The organism is Streptomyces sp. NBC_00237 (assembly GCF_026342435.1).
Taxonomy (GTDB): domain Bacteria; phylum Actinomycetota; class Actinomycetes; order Streptomycetales; family Streptomycetaceae; genus Streptomyces.
Genome location: NZ_JAPEMT010000001.1, coordinates 1,386,924 through 1,402,235, shown reverse-complemented (window position 1 = coordinate 1,402,235; position 15,312 = coordinate 1,386,924). Strand labels below are relative to the sequence as shown.

At 72.5% G+C, this 15,312-nt stretch carries 13 protein-coding genes; 8 read left to right on the top strand and 5 right to left on the bottom strand.

Annotated elements, in window-relative coordinates:
- Window positions 1–156 precede the first annotated feature (156 nt).
- Genes OG897_RS06070 through OG897_RS06055 form a run of 4 tightly spaced genes read left to right on the top strand, consistent with a single transcriptional unit; the run spans window position 157 to window position 4,953 of the window.
- Window positions 157–1,521 (top strand): ABC transporter substrate-binding protein, encoded by a 1,365-nt coding sequence (locus OG897_RS06070; protein WP_266653583.1) that lies wholly within the window; start codon window positions 157–159, stop codon window positions 1,519–1,521.
- A gap of 13 nt (window positions 1,522–1,534) precedes the next feature.
- Entirely contained in the window at window positions 1,535–2,563 is a 1,029-nt protein-coding gene (locus OG897_RS06065) for a carbohydrate ABC transporter permease (protein WP_266653581.1), read from the top strand.
- The gene (locus OG897_RS06060; protein ID WP_266653579.1) at window positions 2,560–3,474 is read left to right on the top strand and encodes a carbohydrate ABC transporter permease; all 915 of its coding nucleotides are present in this window, start codon (window positions 2,560–2,562) and stop codon (window positions 3,472–3,474) included. The genes OG897_RS06065 and OG897_RS06060 overlap by 4 nt, the downstream gene beginning before the upstream one ends.
- A gap of 54 nt (window positions 3,475–3,528) precedes the next feature.
- Window positions 3,529–4,953, top strand: coding sequence for a GH1 family beta-glucosidase (locus OG897_RS06055; RefSeq protein WP_266653577.1), 1,425 nt, complete (start codon window positions 3,529–3,531; stop codon window positions 4,951–4,953).
- Between the two features lie 30 nt (window positions 4,954–4,983).
- Here the strand turns inward: OG897_RS06055 and OG897_RS06050 are convergent, their stop codons facing one another.
- Together OG897_RS06050 and OG897_RS06045 are read right to left on the bottom strand one after the other, a co-directional pair.
- On the bottom strand, window positions 4,984–6,408 hold the full coding sequence (locus OG897_RS06050) for a HAMP domain-containing sensor histidine kinase (RefSeq protein WP_266653575.1): 1,425 nt from the start codon (window positions 6,406–6,408) through the stop codon (window positions 4,984–4,986).
- On the bottom strand, window positions 6,405–7,094 hold the full coding sequence (locus OG897_RS06045) for a response regulator transcription factor (RefSeq protein ID WP_266653573.1): 690 nt from the start codon (window positions 7,092–7,094) through the stop codon (window positions 6,405–6,407). Before OG897_RS06045 ends, OG897_RS06050 begins: the two co-directional genes overlap by 4 nt.
- Window positions 7,095–7,253: 159 nt before the next feature.
- Between OG897_RS06045 and OG897_RS06040 the strand changes: the two genes are divergently transcribed.
- Complete coding sequence (locus tag OG897_RS06040; protein WP_266653571.1) at window positions 7,254–7,793, top strand: hypothetical protein; 540 nt, start codon at window positions 7,254–7,256, stop codon at window positions 7,791–7,793.
- 154 nt (window positions 7,794–7,947) lie between these two features.
- Here the strand turns inward: OG897_RS06040 and OG897_RS06035 are convergent, their stop codons facing one another.
- Complete coding sequence (locus OG897_RS06035) at window positions 7,948–8,817, bottom strand: spermidine synthase (protein ID WP_266653569.1); 870 nt, start codon at window positions 8,815–8,817, stop codon at window positions 7,948–7,950.
- 251 nt (window positions 8,818–9,068) lie between these two features.
- Window positions 9,069–9,632, bottom strand: a complete 564-nt coding sequence (locus OG897_RS06030) for a hypothetical protein (protein WP_266653567.1) — start codon at window positions 9,630–9,632, stop codon at window positions 9,069–9,071.
- Window positions 9,633–9,920: 288 nt separating this feature from the next.
- Between OG897_RS06030 and OG897_RS06025 the strand changes: the two genes are divergently transcribed.
- Window positions 9,921–11,390 (top strand): tetratricopeptide repeat protein, encoded by a 1,470-nt coding sequence (locus OG897_RS06025; RefSeq protein ID WP_266653565.1) that lies wholly within the window; start codon window positions 9,921–9,923, stop codon window positions 11,388–11,390.
- A gap of 89 nt (window positions 11,391–11,479) precedes the next feature.
- On the opposite strand, the gene OG897_RS06020 is transcribed toward OG897_RS06025, so the two are convergent.
- Window positions 11,480–12,082 carry a histidine phosphatase family protein gene (locus tag OG897_RS06020; protein ID WP_266653563.1) on the bottom strand — a complete coding sequence of 201 codons (603 nt, stop codon included), beginning with the start codon at window positions 12,080–12,082 and terminating at the stop codon, window positions 11,480–11,482.
- Between the two features lie 129 nt (window positions 12,083–12,211).
- Between OG897_RS06020 and OG897_RS06015 the strand changes: the two genes are divergently transcribed.
- Both OG897_RS06015 and OG897_RS06010 read left to right on the top strand, forming a co-directional pair.
- Window positions 12,212–13,381, top strand: coding sequence for a hypothetical protein (locus OG897_RS06015; RefSeq protein ID WP_266653561.1), 1,170 nt, complete (start codon window positions 12,212–12,214; stop codon window positions 13,379–13,381).
- Between the two features lie 242 nt (window positions 13,382–13,623).
- Window positions 13,624–15,285: a hypothetical protein gene (locus tag OG897_RS06010; RefSeq protein ID WP_266653559.1), complete on the top strand. Its 1,662-nt coding sequence runs from the start codon at window positions 13,624–13,626 to the stop codon at window positions 15,283–15,285.
- Window positions 15,286–15,312 lie beyond the last annotated feature (27 nt).

Below are 15,312 nucleotides of genomic sequence, written 5' to 3'. Positions count from 1 at the left end.
GCGGACGTTCCCAGACTCGGGTGCGTCCACACGCTTATGACGCCAAGTCTCTCTGTCCGGTGCCTTGACACCCCTGCGGGGAGCCGCGAACCTTCAACACATCACCCGTGGGAGCGCTCCCACCGTACCTGACCCGTCGGGCTTCAGGAGGACGCTATGCAGATCATCAGGACCACCGCACCGCGCAGGAACCGTTCCAGGACCGCTGTGGCATGGACGTCCGCAGCCGTGCTGCTGGGCGGCGCGCTGCTGTCGGGGTGCGCCTCGGACGACCCGGGCACCACCGGGGGCGCGGCAGGCAACGACAGCACGGCCGCCGCGAAGAAGGGCAGGACCGTGCTGAAGATCGGGGTCTTCGGCGCCTTCGGACTGAAGGAGGCCGGGCTGTACGACCAGTACATGAAGGAGAACCCGGACGTCGTCATCGAGCAGAACTCGATCGAACGCAACGAGAACTACTACCCGCAGCTGCTGAACCACCTGACCAGCGGGAGCGGACTGTCCGACATCCAGGCCGTCGAGATCAACAACATCGCCGAGGTCACGGCCACCCAGTCCGCGAAGCTGATGGACCTGGGCAAGACCCCGGGGGTGCAGAAGGACGCGTTCCTGCCGTGGAAGTGGGCACAGGGCACGGCCAAGGACGGCAAGACGGTCGGGCTCGGCACGGACGTCGGCCCGATGGGCCTGTGCTACCGCAAGGACCTCTTCGAGAAGGCCGGGCTGCCGACGGACCGGGAGGAGGTCGGCAAGCTGTGGGCCGGAGACTGGCGCAAATACGTGGAGGTCGGCAAGCGGTACAAGGCCAAGGCTCCCGACGGCACGAAGTTCCTCGATTCGGCGGCCGGGCTGATGGCCGCCGTCACCGGTGGCTCCGAGAAGCGGTACTACGACGCCGACGGCAAGGTCATCTACAAGTCGAACCCGGTGGTGAAGGAAGCCTGGGACATCGCGGCGGAGGCCGCCGGGGCCGGGCTGACGGCCAAGCACCAGCAGTTCCAGAAGGGCTGGGACCAGGGCTTCGCCAACGGCCAGTTCGCCACCGTGTCCTGCCCGCCGTGGATGCTCGGTTACATCCAGGACAAGGCCGGCGACGCGGGCAAGGGCAAATGGGACGTGGCGGCCGCGCCGAAGCCCTCCAACTGGGGCGGGGCGTTCCTGACCGTTCCGGAGGCGGGCAAGAACAAGGAGGCCGCGGCGAAGCTGGCCGCGTGGCTGACCGCGCCGAAGCAGCAGGCGACGTTCTTCGCCAAGCGCGGCAGCTTCCCGAGCGCCCAGGCGGCGTACAGCATGCCCGAGGTGTCGGGGGCCAAGCACGCGTACTTCAACGACGCGCCCATCGGGACGATCTTCTCGGCCGCCGCCAAGGGCGTGCCGGTGCAGATCCTCGGCCCGAAGGACCTCGTCATCGCGCAGAACCTCGCGGACATCGGCATGCTTCAGGTCGACCAGAAGGGCCGCTCGTCCGAGGAGGGCTGGAACGCGGCGGTGAAGGCGATCGACAACGCACTCGACCAGTGAGCGGACACCTGTGATGAGCAGCCCGAGCGTCAAGTCCGTCCAGGCCCCGTCCTCCCCCTCCGCCGAGGGGGAGGACGGCGGGGCCGCCGGGCGGGGCAACAAGGCCCGTACGCACAGCGCGTGGCGCAGCCGCCGCTACCGCTGGGACATGAAGTTCAGTCCGTACGCCTATGTGGCGCCGTTCTTCGTCTTCTTCGTCGCCTTCGGTCTCTTCCCGCTCCTGTACACCGGCTGGGCGTCGCTCCACCAGGTGGAGCTGACCGCGCCGACCGACATGAACTGGGTGGGCCTCAGGAACTTCAGCCGGCTGATGAGCGACGAGTTCTTCTGGAACGCAGCTCGCAACACCGTCACCATCGGCGTCCTGTCCACCGTTCCGCAGTTGGTGATCGCCCTGGGCATCGCCCATCTGCTGCACTTCAAGCTGCGCGGCTCGTCGTTCTTCCGGGTCGCGGTCCTGACCCCGTACGCCACGTCCGTCGCGGCGGCCACCCTGGTCTTCGTGCTCCTCTTCGGACGCGACTACGGGATGATCAACTGGGCGATCGGGATGATCGGCATCGATCCCGTCGACTGGCAGAACGGCGACTGGACCTCGCAGCTGGCCGTCTCCACCATCGTCATCTGGCGCTGGACGGGGTACAACGCGCTGATCTACCTGGCCGCCATGCAGGCCATCTCCCCCGACCTGTACGAGTCGGCGGAGCTGGACGGGGCCTCGCGCTGGCAGCAGTTCCGGCACGTGACGATCCCCTCGCTGCGGCCGACCATCCTGTTCACGGTGGTCGTCTCGACGATCGGCGCGACGCAGCTGTTCGGCGAACCGCTGCTGTTCAGCGGCAGCGCGGGCGCCACCGGCGGCTCGGAGCACCAGTTCCAGACGCTGGGTCTCTACCTGTACGAGCAGGGGTGGGTGAACCTGCACCTGGGGCGGGCGTCGGCCATCGCCTGGACGATGTTCCTGATCCTGGTGCTGATCGGGGTGGTCAACTGGCTGATCTCGCGACGCCTGACCAAGAGCGAGAAGGGGTCCCGGTCATGAGCACGACGGCCGTACGAGAAGAGGTACGGAAGCCCGGGGGCCGGAAACCGGGGCGGGCCCGCGAGGCGCGCGGGGTGCACCAGGCCGGGCGGCAGCGGTACGCGGGGAAGCTGACGTACGCGATCCTGATCGTCTTCACGGTCGGCTCGCTCTTCCCCCTGGTGTGGACGGCGATCGCCGCGTCCCGCAACAACACCCGGCTCGCGCAGACCCCGCCGCCGTTCTGGTTCGGCGGGAACCTGTTCAAGAACCTCGGCATCGCCTGGACCGACGCCAACATGGGCACGGCGCTGCTCAACACCACGGTGGTGGCGGGCTCGGTCGCCCTGGGCACGGTGCTCTTCTCGACCTTCGCCGGGTTCGCCTTCGCCAAGCTGCGGTTCCGCTTCAAGAACATGCTGTTGCTGCTGGTGATCGGCACGATGATGGTGCCGCCGCAGCTCAGTGTCGTACCGCTGTACATGATGATCGCGAAGCTGGAGTGGACCGACCAGCTCCAGTCCGTGATCCTGCCGACGCTGGTGAGCGCCTTCGGGGTGTTCTTCATGCGGCAGTACCTGACGGAGGCCCTGCCGACCGAGCTGATCGAGGCGGCCCGGGTGGACGGGGCGAGCAGCATCCGGGTGATGTGGCACATCGTCTTCCCGGCGGCGCGGCCGGCGATGGCCGTGCTCGGGATGCTCACCTTCGTGATGGCCTGGAACGACTTCTTCTGGCCGATCATCGCGCTCACCCAGAACGGCAGCCCGACCGTGCAGGTGGCGCTGACCGGTCTCGGCCGGGGCTTCATCCCCGACCAGTCGGTGATCATGGCGGGCGCCCTCCTCGGCACGCTGCCGCTGCTGATCGCGTTCGTGCTCTTCGGCAAGCAGATCGTCGGCGGCATCATGCAGGGCGCGGTCAAGGGCTGAGCTCCCGTACCCGCCAACCCCCTTCCCTCTCATCTCTCTCATCGGAGTTGAATCATGTCTTCTGGCAGCTTTCCGCCCGGCTTCCTGTGGGGCTCCGCGACCGCCGCCTACCAGGTCGAGGGGGCCGTGGCGGAGGACGGCAGGACCCCCTCCATCTGGGACCGCTTCTCCCACACCCCCGGCCGCACCGAGAACGGCGACACCGGGGACGTGGCCTGCGACCACTACCACCGGCGCGCCGAGGACGTGGCGCTGATGGCGGAGCTGGGCCTGACCGCGTACCGCTTCTCGGTCTCCTGGCCGCGCGTCCAGCCGACGGGGCGGGGGCCCGCCGTCCAGCGCGGCCTGGACTTCTACCGCTCCCTCGTCGACGACCTCCTCGACCACGGCATCACCCCGGCCGTCACGCTCTACCACTGGGACCTCCCGCAGGAGCTGGAGGACGCGGGCGGCTGGCCTGAGCGGGACACGGCGTACCGGTTCGCGGAGTACGCGGACCTGGTGGCCGGGGCCCTCGACGACCGGGTCGAGCTGTGGACCACCCTCAACGAGCCCTGGTGCAGCGCCTTCCTGGGCTACGGATCGGGGGTGCACGCCCCCGGCCGCACCGACCCCGTCGCCGCCCTGCGGGCCGCCCACCACCTCAACCTCGCGCACGGCCTCGGCACGCAGGCGCTGCGCGCCCGGCTCCCGGCGCGGGCGAAGATCGGGATCAGCCTCAACCCGAGTGTCGTACGGCCCCTGGATCCTTCGTCCGAGGCGGACGTGGACGCGGCCCGCCGCATCGACGCGCTCGCCAACCGGGTCTTCACGGGCCCGCTCCTGCACGGCGCGTACCCGCAGGACCTCGTCGCCGACACCGCCTCCCTCACCGACTGGTCGTTCGTCGGCCGCGGCGACGAGAAGCTCGCACAGCAGCGGCTCGACTGGCTCGGCATCAACTACTACACCCCGGCGGTGGTCTCCCACCCCGTCGGCGACGACGTGCCGCGCACGGACGGCCACGGCTCCAGCGACCACTCCCCCTGGCCGGGTGCGGACCGTGTCGCCTTCCACCAGCCGCCGGGCGAGCGGACGGAGATGGGCTGGTCGGTCGACCCGTCCGGGCTCTACGAACTCCTCGTCCAGTACGGGCGGGAGGCGCGGGGCGTCCCCCTGTACGTCACCGAGAACGGGGCCGCCTACGACGACAAGCCGGGCGCCGACGGCACGGTCGACGACCAGGACCGCATCGCGTACCTGCACGCCCATCTGGACGCGGTGCGCCGGGCGTTGGAGGTCGGCGCGGACGTGCGCGGCTACTTCCTGTGGTCGTTGATGGACAACTTCGAGTGGGCGTACGGGTACGGGAAGCGGTTCGGGGCGGTGCACGTGGACTTCACGACGCAGCGGCGGACGCCGAAGGCGAGTGCGCGGTGGTACGGGAAGGTGGCGAGGGAGGGGGTGCTGCCGCCGCTCGCGCCGGAGGATCGGGCCTGAAGCCGGGGGCGGGCCCACCGCCCCGGGGGGTCAGGGGAAGGGGTGGGGGGTGGAGCGGCGGAGGCGGGAGGGGCGGCGGACCACGCGGTGGGTGCGGCGGGAGGTGCGGGAGGTGCGGCCGCCGTTCAGGGCGAGCCAGATGCGGATTTCGGTGCCGCCGAGGACGGAGCGGCCTATCCGGACGTCGCCCCCCGTGGATTCCGCGACCCGGCGGACGATGTCGAGGCCGAGGCCCGTGGACCCCGCCCGGTCCCCCTTGTTGCCTCGGGCGAGCGCCGCCTCCGGGTCCGCTATCCCCGGCCCCGCGTCCGAGACGAGCACGATGACCGCGTCGTCGCCGTTGTGGACGTCCAGGGAGAAGGGCGTGCCCTCGGGGGTGTGCCGGAAGACGTTGCCGAGGAGCGCGTCCAGGGCCGCCGCGAGTTCCGGGCGCGCGACCGGGATGCGTACCGGACGGTCCACGCCCGCCAGCCGCACCTCCCGGCCCTCGTCCTCCGCGAGCGCCGACCAGAACTCCATCCGTTCCCGGATGACCTCACCGGCGTCGCAGCCCGCGACCGCCCCGGCCCCCACGGGCAGGGTCCTCGGGCGGTGTTCGCGGGCGGTACGGATGATCGTGTCGACCTCGCGCTCCAGTTGCTCGACGGCGGCCCGGGTCTGGTCGGCCGCCGGGCCGTCCCCGAGCGAGGCCGCGTTGAGACGGAGAACGGTGAGAGGGGTGCGCAGACGATGGGACAGGTCAGCGGCCAACTCCCGCTCGTTTTCGAGGAGTTGGACGACCTGGTCGGCCATGGAGTTGAAGGCGACGGCGGCCGACTTGAGTTCCGTCGGCCCCTCCTCCGGGACGCGCGCGCCGAGTTTGCCCTCGCCCAGGTCCTGGGCCGCGCCCGCGAGTCGCTGGGCGGGCTGGACCATCCGTACGCCGAGCCGGTCGGCGACCGCGACCGAGCCGACGATCAGGGCGAGGCCGACGCCCGCCAGGACGAGCCAGGCCGTCGCGACGCCGTTGCTGACGTCCGACTCGGGGACGAAGACCTCGACGATGGCGATGCTGCCGCTCGCGAGGGCCGTCGGCTGGAGGAGGACGGACCCGCCGGGGGCCTTCGCCGTGTAGGCCCGGCCGATGCGCTGGGTGGCGGCGACGTCCTCGGCGGCGGAGCGGCTGGCACCGATCCTCTGGGCCGGGTGGACGGCCTTGCCCGCCTCCCGTACGGCGGGAAGGTGGATGGCCATCCAGCCCTTGCTGCCGGGCTCGGTGATGGACATCGCGCGTTCGAGCTGCTCGCGGTCGGTGGTGATGGAGAGGGTCGGGCCGATGGAGGCGGCCTGGCGCTCGGCGCCCGAGAAGGCACGGTCGCCCGCCATCTCCCGTATCACCAGCCCCAACGGCACCGCGAAGGCGACCACGACCATCGCCGTGACGGCGAGACAGACCTTGACCAGGGCCCACCTCACGCGGGGGGCTCCAGTTTGACGCCCACACCCCGAAGGGTGTGCAGATAGCGGGGGTTGGCGGCGGTTTCACCGAGTTTGCGACGCAGCCACGACAGATGCACGTCAATAGTCTGGTCGTCGCCGTAGCTCTGCTGCCAGACCTCTGCGAGGAGTTCCTTGCGCGGTACGACGACTCCGGGGCGGCCCGCGAGGAAGGTGAGCAGGTCGAACTCCCGCCGGGTCAGGTCGAGTCGGGCCCCGTCCAGCTGGGCCTGCCGCCGCAGCGGGTCGATGGCGAGACCGCCCACCCGGATCACGCTGGGCGGCGGCTCGGCCCCCGCCGACGAGCGCGCCCGGCGCAGTACCGCCGCCATCCGCGCGGAGAGGTGCTCGACCGAGAAAGGTTTCGTCAGGTAGTCGTCCGCGCCGTCGTTCAACAGCCGTACGATCTCCGCCTCGTCGTCCCGCGCGGTCGCGATGATCACCGGTACGTCGGTGATCGAGCGCAGCATCTTGAGCGCTTCGGCCCCGTCCAGGTCGGGCAGTCCGAGGTCCAGTACGACCACGTCGAAACGGAAATGAGCGACCTCGCGCAACGCCTCCAGGGCCGTTCCGACGCTCCGCACGGTGTGGGACGCCTCGGTCAGATGCCGGATGAGGGCGGAGCGCACGAACTGGTCGTCCTCGACCACGAGCACACTTGCCATGGGCCGCACCGTACGCCATTCGAGTCCGCCGGACGCCCCGGGGACAACTCCCGCCACCACCCCGTGACCCGCTCCGCGACCCCGCCGGGGCTCCTGGCCGCCGACCGCTCGCGCGACCCCCCGACGCGGCCGGGTGGCGCGTGGTGCAGGATGTCCCGGATGCGACGAGGACTCCTCCACACCGGGGCGTGGCTGCTGGCCACCGGCGCCGCGGTCACCCTGTCGTGGTGGGGTGTGCACACGGTGATGTCCGGCACGGCGTACGATCCGCCGCGCGCCCTGCCGATCCCGAGCACCGCCCCCGAGCGGGGCAGCCTCGCCGAGGTGGCGACCCCGCAGTCCTCGTCCACCCGCCGCCCCTCACAGCCGCCCGCCACCACGCGGCCCCCGACGAAGCCTCCGGAGCGCCGCAGCCCGTCCGACGCCCCGAACCGGCGGAACGACACTCCCGTCGCACCCCCGGCCCCTTCCGGCAAGCTGAAGCCGGTGAACACGGACGCGGGGCGGGTGGTGTTCTCGCTGGGCGCCGACGCGGCGAAGCTGGTGTCGGCGCAGCCCAACTCGGGGTGGGCGGTGCAGGTGTGGAAGGACCCGTCCTGGATCCGGGTGGAGTTCACGGCGGGGGCGGAGAGGCTGACGGTGTTCTGCACGTGGCACGACCATCCACCGAGGGTCGAGGTCACGAAGTACCCGACGTAGTACTCCCCCGGTCGGCGCGGGAATCCCCCGGGAAGCGCCAGCCGTACGAGGGTGGCGCGCACCGCCGGAAGCTTGACGTCCGCCACACGGCACGCGCTGCGTCACTCGGCCCGTCTGCCTGTCTGTCTACCTGCCCGCGCACCCGTGTACCCGTCTACTTGAAAACGGAGGACGGGGGCACCGGGGACGGCCGTGCGCTCGCGTCCACGACCGGGGCGGCGCCGCCGGTGAAGTCGACGAGGTCCCGTCCGTGTTCGACCCGACCCGGATGCGGGTCGGTGGCGACCCGCCGGGTCCACTCGGCGACGGGGAGGGCCAGCCCGGAGGCCAGCAGTACGGCGTTCCCGAAGCGCTTGCCGCGCAGCACGGCGGGGTCGGCGGCGAGCGCCAGCTCGGGGAAGACCACGGCGGCGGTGGCGATCTGGCCGCGCAGGTGCGCCAGGGGCGGACCGTCGGCGAGGTTGGCCGCGTAGTGCCCGGCGGGCTTCAGTACCCGCCGTACGTCGGTGAGGAACTCGGTGCTGGTGAGGTGCGCGGGGGTGCGGGCTCCGCTGAACACGTCGGCGATGACCACGTCGGCCCAGGCGTCCGGGAACTTGGCCAGCCCCTCGCGGGCGTCGGCGCTGCGGACGCGGATGCGGGCGCCCGGGTCCAGGGGGAGTTGCCTGCGCACCAGTTGGGCGAGCGGGGCGTCGATCTCGACCACCTGCTGGGTGGAGCGGGGGCGGGTGGCGGCGACGTACCGCGCCATCGTGAACGCGCCACCGCCGAGGTGGAGGACCTGGAGGGGCTGCTTGGCGGGAGCGACCAGGTCGACGATGTGGCCGAGGCGGCGCTGGTAGGCGAAGTCGAGGTGGGTCGGGTCGTCGAGGTCGACGTGGGACTGGGGGGCGCCGTCGAGGAGGAGGGTCCAACTGTGGGGGCGGTTGCGGTCGGGTATGAGCTCGGCGAGTCCGCCGTCGACCTTCTCGACGAGGGCTTCGGGGGTGCGTTCGCGGGACTTCGGGGGGTTCTTCTTGGCCACGTGGCCAGTATCGGGGGCGGGGGGCGTGATGTCGTGCTGACCCCTTGGCGGGGGGCGGCGGGGGCTCTCCAGGGTGGGCCCGGATCTAGGGGGGGAGGCTGCGAAGCATGCCTCCAGGGGCGCGGGGAACTGCGCGACCAGCCACGACGCTCCCGCACGTACAAGCCGCCAACCACAACCGCACCCGCACGCCCGAGCAGATCACCCGCACCCGCGCGGGCAAACGGACACCGCTCAGAGCCCCGCAGGGATCAGCGGCAGCGGTCGGCGGCCTCGATGAGCCGAGCGGCCTCGCCCAGAGCCCTCCGCAGCGCCGCCGGGTCGGTGACCGGCACCGTCTCCGTGGGCGGCAGCAGCCATCCCGTCCCCGTGACCGGCGGCTCCGGGGCCGTGGGCGTCGTCGGCGCCGGGATACCGAAGGAGACCCCGCGCCCGAGCGTCTGCGTACACGCGCTGCCCGGCATGTCCCACCCGTCCGCCGTGCCCGGGGGCACCAGGAAGCCGACGGTGTCGCACCGTCCGTCGTGCAGGACGGGACCGACGGCGGCCGGGGCGGAGCCGACCGCACCGCAGAGCCCGGCCCCGGAGGCGGAGGCCCGGCGCAGGATGTCGACCGCCTCCAGCCCCTGCCGGGCGGGAACGGTGACCAGGTCCAGGGGCGCGGCCTCGGGGGCCTCGCTGGATTCCGGGCTGGGCCAGTGCTGGGCGGTCGCGTGCGAGGCGGCCGTACGCCCTGCGGCAGCGGAAGCGGGAAGAGCGGAAGGGGAGCCGACCACGTCCCCAGCCACTGCGGTCTCCGGAACAGCGGTCTCCATGCCGGCCTCCAACAAGGGAACCCTCCTCGTTCGAGAGGGAGCCGCACCCCCTCCGTTCCCTGTCAACGCGGCGACGGCGTCAACGGCTACGGCAACGCGCCGCCGCAAAGAATGGCAGTTCATGGCAGATCGTGGATGAGATATCCGGTTTGTAGGCAAACCCCGCGTGTCGGCACCGTCACACCCGGTACGTTCATGCCCCGCCCGGGGGTGCGCACATCCACCCCGGAGAGCGGCACGGAGCACCACGGAGCACCACCGCACCATCCGCCAGAGAGGGCACCGGCCATGGCGTCGTCATCAGCGAATCATCGGCCGCCCCCGCCTGCGCACCCCCGGCGGGCCGAACCCAACCTGGCCTTCCGGGCCCTGCGGGGGCACCGTTCGCCGGGCGAGTTCGCCGCCTCGGTACGGCGTGCGGCCCGCGAGATCGGCGAGCAGGTGGCGTGCGACGCCCGGTACATCGGGCGGGTGGAGGCGGGCGAGATCCGCTGTCCCAACTATGCGTACGAGCGGGTGTTCCTGCACATGTTCCCCGGTCTGACGCTGTCGGACCTGGGATTCACGGCCCGGGAGGCGGTACGCGGACGAGGAGCGCGCGGGGGTGTGAACCCGCCCCCCTCGCACTCCGGTACGCCCGCGTCGGCCCCGGCGGAGCGGGCCCCCCGGGTGCCCGGTGCGCGCACACCCCACCTGTCCCATACCGACGAGGAGAGCGACGTGCTGCGTCGCGCGTTCATTGCGAGCGGGTCCGCCACGGCGGCGACCGCTTCCGCCTTCGGCCCGCTGGGGGCCCTCGGGCCGCTCGACCAGGCCCGGGCCCGTACGGGCGTACCGGGCAGAGGCTCGGGCCGACCGGGCGTGAGCGAGGCGGCTGCCGTCGAGGAGGCGGTGCGGCAGATCCGGCTGCTCGACGACCGGCACGGCGCGGACGCCCTGTACCGGCACGCGGCGAAGCCGCTCCAGGCCGCGTACGCGCTGCTGGACGCGGGCACGGTGCGGCGCACGGTGTCGGACCGGCTGCACGCGGGGGCCGGTGAACTGGCGCTCACGGTGGGCTGGTTGGCGCACGACTCGGGCCGCTTCGACGAGGCCCGCTCGCACTACGCGGAGGCGCTCGCGACGGCCCGGGTGGCCGAGGATCCGGCGCTGGAGGCGCACGCGTTCTGCAATACGTCCTTCCTGGCCAGGGACGCGGGGCGGCCCCGGGAGGCGCTGCGGGCGGCGCAGGCCGGGCTGCGCGCGGCGCGCGGGCTCGGCTCGATGCGGCTGATGTCGCTGCTGACCCTGCGGGAGGCGGCGGGCTGGGCCGCACTCGGCGACCGTACGGGCTGCACGGAGGCTCTCGTACGGGCGAAGTCGCTGTTCCAGTGCGGGGCGTCGGCCGCCGATCCGGAGTGGATGAGCTTCTTCGGGGACGCCGAAGTGGCGTGGCTGGAGGCCCAGTGCTGGTCGGCGCTGGGCGACTGGCGGCGGGCCGCCCGGTTCGCGCACCGGGCGGCCGCCCTCCAGGACCCGCACTTCACCCGCAACCTGGCGCTCTACAGCGCGGAACTGGCCGACGACCTGGCCAGGTCGGGGGTGCCGGACGAGGCGGCGGCGGTCGGTCAGAAGGTGCTCGACCTGCTGGAACAGGTGCAGTCCTCGCGCGTGCACACGATGCTCGCGCAGACGATCCGCACGCTGCTGCCGCACCGCCGCTCCCCCGTCATCGGGGCGTTCCTGGAGCGGCACGCGAACACGGTCAGGCGGGCCTGAGCCGGGCTCGGCCCGGGCCCGCCCGGCGTCCCGGAGCGGGGGGCTCGGCGCGGGACGGCTCGGCGCGGGACGACTCGGCGCGGGACGGCTCAGCTCTGGGCGTCCAGGTGGCCCGTGTCGTTCCAGCGCTCCATCGCGGGTTCGCCGTACGCCCAGCCCAGTACCGACAGCGAGGTCGGGTCGAGCCGGATGTGCGCGCCGAAACCGATGCCGAGGCCCAGCCAACGGGCGCCCAGGGAACGCAGGACGTGCCCGTGGGCGAAGACCAGGACGTCGCGGTCGGCGGAGCGGGCCCACTCGACGACCTGGTCGACGCGGGCGGTGACGTCGGCGAGGGTCTCGCCGTCCGGGGCCCCGTCGCGCCAGATCATCCAGCCGGGCTTCTGGGCGTGGATCTCGGCCGGGGTGAGGCCCTCGTAGGCGCCGTAGTCCCACTCCATGAGGGCGTCCCACTCCTGGGCGCGGTCGCCGAAGCCCGCGATCGCACAGGTCTCGGCGGCGCGCACCAGGGGGCTGGTGCGGACCTCCACGTCCGGGAGGCCGTTCCAGGGGGCGCGGTGCAGTCGTTCGCCGAGCACCTTCGCGCCGTGGCGGCCCTCGTCGAGCAGCGGGATGTCGGTCCGGCCGGTGTGCTTGCCGGACAGCGACCACTCCGTCTGACCGTGCCGGGCCAGCAGGATGCGGGGTGCCATGACGTTCTCTCCCTTTTGCCTTCTTTGCGGCGTACGGGCCGGAATGGCACCGGCCTGTTCCATCATCGCTCACGGGGTGAGAAGCCGGATGCGGGGGTGTTGTCAGTGGCGGATGGGAGACTTCCGAGGGTGAACGCAACCCTGGGCAGCGGACCCGATCCCACGCCTCCGCACGTACGTCGTGACACGGCCGTTCCGGCTTCCGGTGCTGCCGCTGGTACGGATGCCGTTCCGGTGCGTCAAAGGCTCGCCGAGCTGAGAGGCGCGGCGGTCGCCCCGCATCCGATGGACGCCCGCGCGCTGGCGGCGCTGGCCGCGAACCCGGGGTGCGAGCGGCGGGCGCTGCTGGACGGGGCGGGGGTGAACAAGACGGTGCTCGCACAGGCGTTGGGGTCCCCCGCCGCGTACGGGCAGTCGCAGTTCGCCTTCATGCGCGGGAACGCCTTCGAGGCGCGGGTGAAGTCCGACGGGGGTACGGAACTGCTGCGGCTGCTGGGCGCCCCGGACCCGGCGGAGGCGCGCACCCCGGACGTGTCGGCGGCGGGTCCCGAGGGACGGACGGCCCGGACGGCGCTGGCGTTGCGGGACGCGACGGCCCAGAAGGCGTGGACGCTGCTCGACCATCCGATGCTCGCGTTGGAGGTGGCGGGGACTCCGGCCTACTTGGAGCCGGATGCGGTGGTGGTGCATCCGGACGGGCGGTGGACGGTGGTGGAGATCAAGTCCTTCCCGATGCTGGACGGTTCGGCGGACCCGGCGAAGGTGGGGGCGGCGGCCCGGCAGGCGGCGGTGTACGTGCTGGCGCTGGAGCGGGTGGCGGAGAAGGTGGCGGGGGCGGAGGTGGAGCATCGGGTGCTGTTGGTCTGTCCGAAGGACTTCTCCAATCTGCCGACCGGGTCGATGGTGGACGTGCGGAAGCAACGGTCGGTCACCCTGCGGCAGTTGGGGCGGATGCGGAGGGTGGAGGAGCTGGCGGCCGCCCTTCCGCCCGGGACGACGTTCGATCCGGCGCGCGGGGCGGAGGAGCTGGTGGCGGCGGTCGAGGCGGTGGGGGCCGCCTATGCCCCCGAATGTCTTTCCGCGTGTGAGCTGGCGTTTCACTGCCGGGGGCGGGCGAGGGACGCGGGGGCTGTGGAGGCGTTGGGGCGGGGTGTGCGGGGGGAGTTGGGGGGGCTCACGACGGTCGCGGCGGTACTGGACGCGGCGGAGGGGCGGGCCGGGGATCCGTCCGACCCGACGGTCGCGGCGTTGCGGAGGGCGGCGGCGTTGCGGGCGGAGGCGCTGAGGGGGGTGGGGTGATCCGTGCGGGTTCGGTGGGGCTGGGGTTACTGCTCGGGGGCTCCGCCCCCGGCCCCCGGCCCTTCGGCGGGATGAGTCCCCTACCCCACCCCTTCACCTAAAGCGCTCGCCGCGCGGCGTGTCCCGTTACGTGCGGGTGGGTCGTGGTTGCTCGCGCCCGCGCGGCGGAGCCGCACATGTCACAGCCCCGCGCCCCTGACGGGGCGGTCCTCAAAGCCTCCAGGAACCAGGCCCTTCACTCCATGTCGCTCATCAATACCCTTGCCCGGTTGCAGGCCACCCGCAGTGGGCGGGCACAGCCGCTTGCGACCGTTCGGCATCGGCATCTTTCCGAACGTCCCCTGGTCGTCGTCCCGTTGACCACCGCCGGGGAGGCGGGGGCGCCGCTCGGGGCGCTGGTGGGGACCGATCGGGAGCGGCCTCGGCTGCTGGCCGTGCCGCAGCCCCGGGACCGGGAGCTGCGGTTCGCGTTCCTGGCGGAGCTGGCGGAGGCCGTGCTGCCGTACGTGGACGCGTACGCCGACGACGTCGAGCCCGCCGAGCGGAACGAGACCGACCCCGAGACGAAGAAGCGGGTCAAGGTGGAGGTCGAGCTGTGCCGGGACGCGCCGCAGATCATCGTGCCGAACAGGGCGGGCGTCGCGTACGTGCGGTTGCTGGGGCGGTCGATGCGGTTCCGGCGGACGGTCGAGCAGGATCCCGACACCCCCTATCCGGCTCCGCCGCACATTCCGCTGCTGGGGCGTTGGCTGACGCACTACGGGGAGCGGGCCCGGGTTCCGGGCGCTTCGCTGCTGCTGTCCGCCACCGATCTCCTCGGGCGGCACTGGGCGACCGGGCAGAGCAACCTGGAGGACCAGCACCTCGGGGCGCTGCTCGCCTGGATCGATCCGGTGGAGGGGGGCGGCAGCGGGGCCGAGGCCGCCTTGCGGGCGGAGACCGGGCGCGATGCGCAGGGGCAGTTGTTCTGTCCGCCTGCGGGGCCCGCCACCGACCCGGCGTTCGACAACGTGCTGCTGGCCCCGGCCATCGACGCCTACGACCTGGCCCGGCAGCGGCTGGCCGCCGCCGAGGACGGTGGGAGTGCGGAGGAACGGCTCGGCGAGCTGACCGCCGCCGAGCGGCGGATCCGGGAGTTGCTGGCCTCGCAGATGCGGCCGACCTGGGATGCGGTGTGGCAGGCGCTGGATCTGGCGCGGGGGTTGCCGGAGGGGGTGCGGGCGGCCGAGCGGTGGACGCGGGACCGGTGGTCGTACACCTCGCACCGGGACAAGGTGCGGGCGGGCGAGCCGCCGCAGCCCCGGCAGGACAGTGCGGTGGGGGCGGCCCAGAAGCTGGCCTCCCGGGAGACCGAGCAGGGGCGGCTGGAGGCCCAGGAGGCGTTGGACGATCCGCTGGTGATGGCGGCGCGGCGGCTCGCGGGGGAAGCCTTCGTGAGTGAGGTGGTGGGGGTGGAGATGACCTGGAGCGAGGGGAAGCGGCCGAGTCCGCGGCCTCTGGTGACCGTCACGACCGCCGACCTGCCGCAGCTCGGCGGCGGGGAGCGGGCGGGCGAGAAGGTGAAGGTGCACCGGTCGCTGGAGGGCAGGGCGCAGAGCGCGGAGTTCGTGGAGCGGGTGGGCGAGGGGATGCTCGTGCTGCGGGTCGTCAACGGGATGGGGCGGAGCAAGGAGCCCGCGCCCGGGACGGTGCCCGAGGTGGGTGACCGGATCTGCTGGACCCTGTTCGAGCACGATCAGCGGGGCGGGGCGCAGCTCCCGGACCCGGAGGAGACCCCGTGGACACACGGGGGGCCGCCGGATGCCGTCGCGGGCGGGGCAGCGGGCGGCGTCGCGGGCGGTGCTGCGGACGGCCTCGCGCTTGCGGAGCGCCCCGATCCGGTGACGCCGGAGGACCTGTTGTGACCGGGCCCGCTGTGACCGCACGGCACC

Bases quoted from the DNA above. Each gene is read 5' to 3' on its own strand.
- OG897_RS06070 (WP_266653583.1), top strand. From the start codon at position 157: ATGCAGATCATCAGGACCACCGCACCGCGCAGGAACCGTTCCAGGACC.
- OG897_RS06065 (WP_266653581.1), top strand. From the start codon at position 1,535: ATGAGCAGCCCGAGCGTCAAGTCCGTCCAGGCCCCGTCCTCCCCCTCC.
- OG897_RS06060 (WP_266653579.1), top strand. From the start codon at position 2,560: ATGAGCACGACGGCCGTACGAGAAGAGGTACGGAAGCCCGGGGGCCGG.
- OG897_RS06055 (WP_266653577.1), top strand. From the start codon at position 3,529: ATGTCTTCTGGCAGCTTTCCGCCCGGCTTCCTGTGGGGCTCCGCGACC.
- OG897_RS06045 (WP_266653573.1), bottom strand. From the start codon at position 7,094: ATGGCAAGTGTGCTCGTGGTCGAGGACGACCAGTTCGTGCGCTCCGCC.
- OG897_RS06040 (WP_266653571.1), top strand. From the start codon at position 7,254: ATGCGACGAGGACTCCTCCACACCGGGGCGTGGCTGCTGGCCACCGGC.
- OG897_RS06030 (WP_266653567.1), bottom strand. From the start codon at position 9,632: ATGGAGACCGCTGTTCCGGAGACCGCAGTGGCTGGGGACGTGGTCGGC.
- OG897_RS06025 (WP_266653565.1), top strand. From the start codon at position 9,921: ATGGCGTCGTCATCAGCGAATCATCGGCCGCCCCCGCCTGCGCACCCC.
- OG897_RS06020 (WP_266653563.1), bottom strand. From the start codon at position 12,082: ATGGCACCCCGCATCCTGCTGGCCCGGCACGGTCAGACGGAGTGGTCG.
- OG897_RS06010 (WP_266653559.1), top strand. From the start codon at position 13,624: ATGTCGCTCATCAATACCCTTGCCCGGTTGCAGGCCACCCGCAGTGGG.